The sequence below is a fragment of the Flavobacterium sp. genome, from assembly GCF_049590715.1.
GTDB lineage: Bacteria > Bacteroidota > Bacteroidia > Flavobacteriales > Flavobacteriaceae > Flavobacterium.
The window spans coordinates 1-8,261 of sequence record NZ_JBAWDL010000058.1 but is presented as its reverse complement, the minus strand read 5'-3'; the positions used below and the strand labels follow the sequence as shown (position 1 = coordinate 8,261).

The 8,261-nt window shown below is 32.0% G+C and carries 7 protein-coding genes; 2 read left to right on the top strand and 5 right to left on the bottom strand.

The window, feature by feature from the left end:
• Positions 1-176 precede the first annotated feature (176 nt).
• Positions 177-2,375, bottom strand: a complete 2,199-nt coding sequence (locus WBQ70_RS02900; RefSeq protein WP_423910305.1) for a hypothetical protein — start codon at positions 2,373-2,375, stop codon at positions 177-179.
• 215 nt (positions 2,376-2,590) lie between these two features.
• On the opposite strand from WBQ70_RS02900, the gene WBQ70_RS02895 reads away from it, so the two are divergent.
• Complete coding sequence (locus tag WBQ70_RS02895; RefSeq protein ID WP_423910307.1) at positions 2,591-3,361, top strand: Ku protein; 771 nt, start codon at positions 2,591-2,593, stop codon at positions 3,359-3,361.
• 1 nt (position 3,362) lies between these two features.
• On the opposite strand, the gene ligD is transcribed toward WBQ70_RS02895, so the two are convergent.
• From ligD to WBQ70_RS02875, 4 genes are all read right to left on the bottom strand, one after another.
• Positions 3,363-5,861 (bottom strand): DNA ligase D, encoded by a 2,499-nt coding sequence (gene ligD, locus WBQ70_RS02890; RefSeq protein ID WP_423910303.1) that lies wholly within the window; start codon positions 5,859-5,861, stop codon positions 3,363-3,365.
• 11 nt (positions 5,862-5,872) lie between these two features.
• The gene (locus WBQ70_RS02885) at positions 5,873-6,313 is read right to left on the bottom strand and encodes a hypothetical protein (RefSeq protein WP_423910300.1); all 441 of its coding nucleotides are present in this window, start codon (positions 6,311-6,313) and stop codon (positions 5,873-5,875) included.
• Positions 6,314-6,358: 45 nt separating this feature from the next.
• Positions 6,359-6,802: a DUF1810 domain-containing protein gene (locus WBQ70_RS02880; protein ID WP_423910297.1), complete on the bottom strand. Its 444-nt coding sequence runs from the start codon at positions 6,800-6,802 to the stop codon at positions 6,359-6,361.
• A gap of 287 nt (positions 6,803-7,089) precedes the next feature.
• Positions 7,090-7,860: an XRE family transcriptional regulator gene (locus WBQ70_RS02875; RefSeq protein ID WP_423910294.1), complete on the bottom strand. Its 771-nt coding sequence runs from the start codon at positions 7,858-7,860 to the stop codon at positions 7,090-7,092.
• 85 nt (positions 7,861-7,945) lie between these two features.
• On the opposite strand from WBQ70_RS02875, the gene WBQ70_RS02870 reads away from it, so the two are divergent.
• Positions 7,946-8,261: DNA polymerase Y family protein (locus WBQ70_RS02870; RefSeq protein ID WP_423910291.1), on the top strand; the 316-nt coding region annotated here is incomplete at its 3' end.

The following is an 8,261-nucleotide window of genomic DNA, read 5'->3' as shown; positions in this document are numbered from 1 at the left end:
TGGTCATATTATTGATGGGGATAAGCTTACAATATATTATGGAGCAGCAGATGAGTTTATTTGTGGTGCTGATTTTTCAATTAAAGAAATTTTGTCTCTATTAAAGATCGTTTCCTAAAATCGCTGAAAACAATAAATAGTATGAGTAGCAAATTCACGCTTTTAATACTATTTTGCTACCATGTAATCTTAACTGCAGCATTTGCATTCACTTCATATCTAGTATTTTTATTATCTACTGCATTCACTTTTTCATACCTCAATTTAATTTTTGATTGCACATTCAGTTTGGGAATGTGCTTTGATGAATTTTGTAGAAATACAATTGTAGCCTTAAATTGTGGATTACCTATAATTTTAAAAGTTAGTGAGTTTTTCCCTTGACGAACAGTAGTAACAGGGTAATCTATAAACGCTAATACATTCAATGCTTTAATTTGACAGTACTGTCTAGGAACAATTCCGAATGCCAGTCCTGCTCCATATACTTCCTGACCTACCTCTCCACTTTTTTTCCATCCATCATGAATGTCTTCAAGTGGAATCCATAAGTCATTTTTTATTTCACCAGTTTTACTTTTTTCCGCTAACATTTCAGGAGGAAGTTTTGTGGGATAATAAAAAGCCAATCTTCCTACTGCGTATTTCAAAAATTCAGGAATTAAAATTTTTAATGCTGGCAGAATTTCAATACCCTCAGTAATATGAATGTAATTATGCAAGGCTGCATATACTTCCAATTCTTCATAAGCTGCAGTATAGGGAGCATCATTCAACGGAAAAACTGAAAAGAAAGTTGGGAAATTTTTTCCATAACCATAATTACATTCCCATAATTGCATATTTTTAAATACACCTGCAAGGCAACAGTAACTCAATTCAAGATATCTTATATCTTTTGTCTCTTTATATAATTCTACTAATGCACCCGAAGTAAAAGCTGTATTATTTGCTTGATAAAATATATTAAAAGCCAATCCGTCGAGATGCTTTACAGCCTTTACAGCTTCATTCAAAAACCGCTTTTCATTGGTAAGATGCCACGCCAAAAGCATTAAATGGGCGTAAGATCCAGGAACATCTTTTTCTCCTCCATTACCTTCAGAAGTTTCCGCCTTTAATACTTCTAGCGTAGTCATCTTATAAAATACAGGCCATTCATAATCAAAATGGTGAGCAACTTTTATTGCAAAATCGATAGACTTCAAAAAAAGTTTTTTAGCATTTGTATCCCCATTAATAGCAAGTCTGCATAAATTCATTAAGGGGTGATGTAAATACCACGAATCCATGACCATTTCCCCTTTCTGTTCTTCTGATTTGTCTAGATCATCTTCTAATGCAGGAAGCCATCGTGTTAAAGTTTTTATACGGTCATCGAAAAAAGCAGATATACCTTCGCCAAGTTCATCTGCAAGTGGATGACTTTTCCCTAACCATTCAAGATACTCATTTAACGGTTGTAATACTGCCAACTGAACCATAACCTCTGTTGGAGTCTCATAATCACAAACATACGCATTGAGATATGATACACCATTAGTTTGCGTCCAACAGCCTTTATTATGATATAAGTCATTAAGGCAATTATCTGCAATTGTTGGATAATCGTGATAGGCAACAGTTGGTTTTGGTATTTGTAAATAGACATTTGCCAAACATTCTAAATATAGTTTAGTGATTTCGGAATCTTCTTCGGGAATTTGTTGGCTTAATAGAACGAAAGCATCAGAAATAATAAATTCTTTTTCTGCAGGCAAAGGCTTTTTAGAGTTTACTGGAAATTGAAATCCAATTTCTGGCCATGCACCTCCTACTGTATCGGTAAGATTGGTTTCGCAAACTTCACAATATGCTGACATTGCACTGAGATTTTGAAAATAAAATACCGTACCATTTTTTGGTTTGGTCATGCTAAAATAAAGTTGTCCTGATCTTCCTCCGATCTGGCTGGCATGAATTTTACCACTAGTATTTTCAATCTTACCATTTTTAGTTAAAGGTACTATATCTCTCGGCCAAAAAGGTATTATTAAAGGAGTTGTGGTTTGTAGTGTCGTAGTGTATCGAAAACTATTATTTTGATCTTCGGGAAATGATAGCGTGATGCGGTAATTACCCAAACGGGTGCGAGCAGTAATTAACAGTATAGAGTCCACCTCACTTATTGCGACTTTTTCAAAATTGCTGTTCATCCCAAAAGCTATTCGGAATGCTATACTTCCTCCCAACGGCCAATCACACGTGAGCCATAATGAGTCACCAGTATTATAAATCTTATATATATAATTATTTACCGTTACAATAAATAAAGGTTCACTCACCTCAATGTCTGATTGCACTGTTGCAGTCCACGGACTAACTGAATGTATCATCGTGAATATTTATATTATTTATTAAAATTCTATTTTCTATAATGCCAAATAAAAATACACAGTTAATAAAATAATATTTTATAAAATTCATAGTAGAATTTATATTATTTGGATTAAATTATTAGAGGTACTAATCTTGAAAATATTTCAAAAAAACATATAACTGATTATTTATCCATTCGTTATAAATTAGTTTGAAACAAAAAAGATTATTTATGAGAGCAATATGGACAGGAGCAATTAGTTTTGGATTAATTAATATTCCGGTAAAAATATTTTCTGCAGTAGAGGATAGCAGTTTAGATATGGACATGCTAGATCAGAAAGATCACGCAAATATAAAATTCAAAAGAATTAACGAAAATACGGGCAAGGAAGTTCCTTATGCCAATATTGTAAAAGGCTATAAAATTGATGATAAATACGTGATTCTGGAGGAAGAAGATTTTGAAGCCGCAGATGCTATCAAAACTAAAACGATTGATATACAAAGCTTCACTGCCGAGAAAGAAATTGACAGCATTTACTATGAGCAACCCTACTATTTAAAACCTGAAAAAAATGCTATTAAAGCCTATATTTTATTACGTGATGCCTTGGAAGCTTCGGGAAAAGTAGGTGTGACAAATTTTGTAATGAGAAATAAAGATAGCTTGGCAATTTTAAAGCCTTACAAAAATATTATACTCTTAAATCGCATTCGCTTTGCGCAGGAAATCCGTGACACAAAAGACTTAAAAGTACCTAAGGCAGCATCGATAAATAAAAAAGAAATGGATATGGCTAGTAAGCTAATTGAGCAACTTAGTGAAAAATTCGATATTAGTAGCTATAAAGATGAATACACTTCCAAACTGCTTAAAATAATTAAAGATAAAGCAAGTGGGAAAAAACAGAGTAAATCCAAATTGAAGGTAGTTCACAAACAAAGTGATGACTTAATGGCAATGTTGAAAGCGAGTTTAGAAAGCAAAAAATCTTCTTAATCTATTTTTTGCTTTCTAACTTTTTTAAAATTGCATTAATATTAGTTCCACTTTTTAATACAGGTGACCATAGGTCGCCTTTTTTTGTAAAACGTTCTAAAGCATTTTTAATTGTAAATTGTGATGGGTGGAGATCTTCATTAACCTCATCCCATTCCAGAGGCGTTGATACAGTAGCGCCGATTTTAGGTCTAATGGAATATGGAGCAGCCAATGTTTGACCTTTTCTATTTTGTAAATAATCAATGTAAATTTTATGATTTCTTTTTTTTATACTTCGTTCTAATGTAGTAGTCTCTGGTAATTGTTGTTGTACTTCTCTGGCAACTAATTCAGCAAAAATCTTGACAGTTTCATAATTATACTTTGCTTTTAAAGGAATGTAAACATGAAGACCAGATGCACCAGAAGTTTTACAGTAGCATTCGGTGTCTAATTCATCCATGACTTCCTTTACTTTTAGAGCAACTTGAACAACTGCTTTGAAATCTTCTTTTTCTGGATCAATATCAATAACCATCCAGTCTGGATTTTCAAGTTTTTTAATTGTGGAATTCCAAGGGTTAAAATCAATACAACCTAAATTTGCCATATACAATAGGGTGGCTTTATCATTGCATAAGAGATAATTCAATTCTTTTTGATTAGATTCTGAATGTATAGGAAATGTTTTAAGCCAATTGGGGACTTTTTCAATTTCGATGTCCTTTTGATAAAAGCTAGAACCAGTAATACCGTTGGGAAATCGATTCATCGACTGTGGACGATTTTTAAGATAAGGTAATATTAAATCGGCTACCGCACTATAATAATTAACAATATCCCCTTTTGTAATGGAACTTTCGGGGAAATAAATTTTATTTTGATTGGTCAAATGCAACGTTATTTTACCAATAGTTAAATCATAGTTATTCTCAATAATAGAGATGTCTTCTTCTTCTTCTTCTTCGTTATTATTAGTAGAATTTTCTCCCTGAAAAATAACATCATTAGGTTTTTTATCCATTCGGATTCCTAAATACACAGGATGTCTCAAATGTCCGTCACGAGTCCATTCAGTATATTTTACCTGACAAACCATTTTGGGCTTTACCCACTGTATTGTATCCCGTAGAGCTACTTTTTTTGATACAGGACTTTTTGAAATAAAAGTAGGTTTTAACTGTGAGTACAATTCTTTTAAGGTATCTTCCGTAAATCCGCTACCACATTTTCCAACATATTCTAATTGATTATCTTTATATTGAGCCAATAGCAATGCACCGAAATAATTTCTAGAATTTTTAGGCTCAGTTATGCCAATAATTATGGCTTCTTCCTGATTTGTTATTTTTATTTTAAGCCAGTCGTCTGATCGCTTTCCCGTTAAGTAATTACCATCGATTCTTTTTGCAATAATACCTTCGCTATTTTCTTTTATAGCTTCTTCATATAAGTTTTTACCTTTTGCAACAATATAGGGTGCATAAATAATGGATTCTAACTTATACTTTTCTAATAAAATTTTTAATAATTCTTTCCGTTCTAAAAGCGAAAGTGAGGTAGTATCATTACCATCAAGATTCAATAAATCAAAAACGTAATATTTCAGTTTGCCTTCGCCTGTTTTGATATAGTTTTGGAGTAGCTGAAAACCAGCTCTTCCATTTTTATCTTCAACTACAATTTCCCCATCCAAAACTGCCAAATGCTTTATTTTTTGCAATTCATTAGCAATCAGTTGAAATTGGGTGGTGAACGAATTTTTATTTCTACTCCATAATTCAACTTTTTTATCGTTAATTACAGAAATAGTGCGATAACCATCATATTTATTTTCAAAAATATAATCGGAACTATCAAAAGGTTTTTTATTTTTTCCAGCCAACATAGGAGACACAAAATTTACGTCATTCTTTTTGTCGGTTGCATTTTTACCTCCTTTTTGGTGTTTTTTTTTATCTAAAGATTCAAGTGTGATATTACTTATAACGGATTTATTTTCAGTAAGAATATCTTTTTCAGTTGCATACTGATCTTGTTTTTTAATAAGAAGCCAAGCATTTTCTTGTTTCCCTTTTAATTTGACCAATGAGAATTCACCTTGAAGTTTTTTTCCTTTCAAGTTGAAACTGATTTTGCCTTTATTTAAAGCGGAAAGAAGTTCTTTTTGAGGATTTTTTGCAGTATCTGCTGGCTGATAAGTTCCATTATCCCATACAATAACAGTACCTGCTCCGTAATTTCCTTTTGGGATACTGCCTTCAAAATCTTTATAAGAATAGGGATGATCTTCTACCATTATCGCAAGCCTTTTATCCTCTGGATTCATCGAGGGACCTTTGGGTACTGCCCAGCTTTTCAATACCCCATCTAATTCCAAACGAAAATCATAATGCAAATGAGAAGCTGCATGTTTTTGAACAACAAATATAAGTTCTTTGTCAGATTGAACAGTTTTTCCTTTGGGCTCGTTTGTTTGCTCAAAGTCACGTTTTTGGTTGTATTTTTCTAACGACATCTTGATATGTTTTATATTTGTGAATAAACAATATAAGCTACTAAACCAAAAATTACATGCGCAAAAAACAATTGAATAAAATAGCCATTAAAATCAATCTTAGGTTGATATTGGGTATATTCAAAAATAGATACCCAGCCCAATATACCCAATAAACCGCTGACAGCCCCAAACAAAATACCGTTAAGTACACTTAGATTTAAAATAGTATAAGTCCATAAAAAATGATAGGACAAAACAAATATATAGCCAATCACAAAATGTAGTAACCACGCTAAAATATTTTTAAGTTGAAAACTTATTTTTAAATTGAATTTATTTAAAAAGTACGTCAGAAGTACAGGTTCTTTATATAATTCATTAAAGGTCGTTGACATCAAGTAACTAAAAGTTGTCATAACTATCGTAGCTAAAATTGATGAAAGGAGAATAGTATTTAATGTAATATCCATGGTTAAATATTTAAATTAATTAATATTAAATAGTATAATCTATATTTATGTTTTTAATAAAGGTTGTGAATTCAACAACTGGAGTGTTTTTTCATCTTTTTTACCTACAAAGAATGAATCTATTATTTGGTGAAAGACAGGGTGAGAATTAGACGTTTCACTAAAAAGTGTCATACAAGATAAAAGTTTCTGGGCATCTGTAAAACCAAATATTTCATCTATAGACTTATGATTATGTTGCAATAGTACTTTCGATATTTCAATTAAATTATTAGAAAGGGTACGATGATTCATGAATGCCTCTGCTTCGTCAAGTCCTACAATACCGTAGAAATTTGAAATAGAACTTTTTCCTAATCCGCGAAGTTGAGGAAAAATGAACCACATCCAATGCGTTTCTTTCTTTCCATTTTTTAATTCTGAAATCGCGGTTAAGTACAATTTATTATGAGCATCTAAAAAGCGTATTACATCAGTATTATCAGCCATGTTTTTTTCTTTATAAGTTATAAAAACATATCAAAAATAAAAAGTTGAGACTTTTTACAGTTATATAATTTTGGAAAAAAGTTATAAGTGAATTGGATTAGGAAAAATTAAAACTACTTGTTTTTTTACCAATGCATACTACAATAGAAGAAGAAGTAAAAATCATCAGTAAGTATAACTTAGATTGTTCATCATTAGAGAATTTAGCAATTGACATCTCCAATCAATTAGGTCAAAATATCGATTATCAAGGTGAAACAGACGAAAAAACCATAGCAAGTTTAAAATTAAGTATTCGTCTTTACTTTTATTTCCGAAACCTCTCTTTTCAATTCAAGTATAAGGTCTTTCAAAGTTTCCATTTCGGTTACTACATGCTTACTATCCGTACGACCAATATTACACTGATATTCCCAAATTTCAAGTATTTCAGAAAATTTGACTTCGTAGTTTGGATAAAAGCTATTATCAGATTCTAATACTAAAGTATTCTTTTTGTTTTTATTCAAGCGCTTGTAAACCATTCCGTGATTCTTGGTAATCAAAATATAAGTTTTACCATCTTGAACTTCACCAAGGTTTTCTACATAGCGTCCTACAATAATAGAACCCCCTTCGTGGGGAGGCATAGAATCCCCTTCCACGGGAAAACCTCTATGTTTTCCAGAACCTAAAAAAGGTAACGAAATCTGCTGTAAACTTTCAATGTATTCGGGATCAGCATATCCATTCAAATAACCTGCTTTTGCTTTTTCAGTGACAATTTCAATGATATTTCCCCCATTATTGTCAATTTGGATGGGTAATAAAAGACGATTATTTTCCAGTTTTATTAAATCCTGGATATCTATTTTACGTACATCAACAGAAAGCAATAAATCAATACTGATGTGAAAATAAAGAGCAATCTTTTTTAAAATATCATAAGGTGCTTCGGAGGTACCATCCTCATACTTAACATACCTACCTCTAGTAATTTGGAGTTGCTCTGCTAATTTCTCTTGCGAAATTTTATCCTTAATGCGTAAGGCTCTGATATTGTCTGAAAATAACGACATAACTATTTTGTTACAATTTGTAACTACAAATATATAAAAAATTGTTAGAATCTGTACTAATTTTGTAAGCTCAAAATGAATGAACATGGCAAGGGCAATTGTACATCTAGACATGAATACTTTCTTCGTTTCCTGCGAAAGACTAACCAACTCACAATTAGAGGGAATTCCTTTAATTATTGGCGGTGGTGACCGTGGTGTGGTCGCTTCTTGTTCCTATGAAGCGCGTCATTTCGGAGTACGTTCAGCGATGCCTATAAATATGGCACTTAAATTATGCCCACAAGCAAAAGTACTCAAAGGAGATATGGAATTATACTCTAAGTATTCTCATACCATTACCGAAATTATTCAGGAAAAAGCCCCTGTTGTAGAAAAAGCCAGCATCGATGAATTTTACC